At 41.9% G+C, this 1,290-nt stretch carries 2 protein-coding genes; both read right to left on the bottom strand.

Annotated elements, in window-relative coordinates:
* Positions 1-249 precede the first annotated feature (249 nt).
* Positions 250-444, bottom strand: coding sequence for a hypothetical protein (locus EDI28_RS25765; protein ID WP_128786684.1), 195 nt, complete (start codon positions 442-444; stop codon positions 250-252).
* A 116-nt stretch (positions 445-560) separates the two neighbouring features.
* On the bottom strand, positions 561-1,010 hold the full coding sequence (locus EDI28_RS25760; protein ID WP_128786683.1) for a hypothetical protein: 450 nt from the start codon (positions 1,008-1,010) through the stop codon (positions 561-563).
* Positions 1,011-1,290: the final 280 nt, after the last annotated feature.

The following is a 1,290-nucleotide window of genomic DNA, read 5'->3' as shown; positions in this document are numbered from 1 at the left end:
GCCAGAATCAAAGGCAGCAAAGAAGGCAACAACAAGCTTACCTTCGGACTTTCAGGCAGCCTTTCGGCAAACAAATGGCCAAAGAAATCGTGGAAACAAGCGATGGATTATCTACCATTGAAAATCTTGGCTCTAGGTGCATAACGCCGGGCATAAGGTGCGCCACGATGAACTCACCAAGCGCACCAAACTCCATACCAAAACCGCCGAGTGTAACGCGTCACCCTTGATGCCTTTGTTAGGCACAACTCACAGGTCTACACCGCATTCTTTCCGGATAATCATCCTCGCTAAAACTGTCACATCTTTAAACTGATCCATTGAACCATATTGACTGTAATACGGTTTTACTTGATCACATGAACCACGGATTGATAAAGCCAGCCTTAAAAAAGCAACTGAATCACTAGGATCCATATTCAACTGCTTAAGTGCCACTTCCATAGCGTCATCAAACCGACTATTTACATAATATTGTTCATATTGTTTTGAAAGTAACTGATATTCTGTTGCAACATCTGCCCTGTCTGACGCAACAACCGTAAAAGATATAAAACAAATTATGGCACTACTAAGATTCCTGAACCACTTGGTACTTTTGCCAAGAAGTCTTTCCATTGACCAGGATGAATTGTTGGACAACCAGCTGAACCTTTCCATGTAGTCTTATACCCCCAATGAACATGAATATAATTTGCTCTCTTTCCGTAATCTGGAAAATTAGGATTCTTGTTGCGTGTAGGAACAAACTGATTGTTACTGACAACAAGAGCAGGCCTACCTTTATGAGTGCCATGGGTTAGCCCATATGAACCTTTACTTATGAAGGGATATGCCTCTTTTCCTTTTATTGATGGATCACTTGGCTTGAAAGGATTGGGCGTTGAACTGCCTTTAAAGGTACCGAGTACTTCACCACTGATACTGATAATTGTGACTTTCTGTGTATAAACAGAATCACTCGTGGTTCCAGTCTCGCCAAAAACCACTTTCCACGTTGAATCTCCCATAGTTATCACCTACTTGAAGTAATCATGTGGCAACAATGATACGCAATCGAAAGCACATAAAAATCATGCGCGCCATCTTTTGTGAGAAACTACGAAAGATTTCAGAAAGAGTTACAAATTTTCTTAAGTGCCTAACGCCTGGGATAAGGTGCGCCACGACCAACTMWCCAAAYCCACTRAACTCCRAACCAAAAATGCCGAGTCAAACAAGTCACCTTGATACCTTTGTTATGCAACTCCATCCATTAATACGAACTAGTTTGGCCGAAAGTCCTTCCAC

It is taken from the genome of Photobacterium chitinilyticum, assembly GCF_004104355.1.
In the GTDB taxonomy this organism is placed as follows: domain Bacteria; phylum Pseudomonadota; class Gammaproteobacteria; order Enterobacterales; family Vibrionaceae; genus Photobacterium; species Photobacterium chitinilyticum.
Note: the sequence above shows the minus strand (reverse complement) of the source record. Positions and strands in the feature narration are given on the sequence as shown.

Bases quoted from the DNA above. Each gene is read 5' to 3' on its own strand.
- EDI28_RS25765 (WP_128786684.1), bottom strand. From the start codon at position 444: ATGGAAGTGGCACTTAAGCAGTTGAATATGGATCCTAGTGATTCAGTT.
- EDI28_RS25760 (WP_128786683.1), bottom strand. From the start codon at position 1,010: ATGGGAGATTCAACGTGGAAAGTGGTTTTTGGCGAGACTGGAACCACG.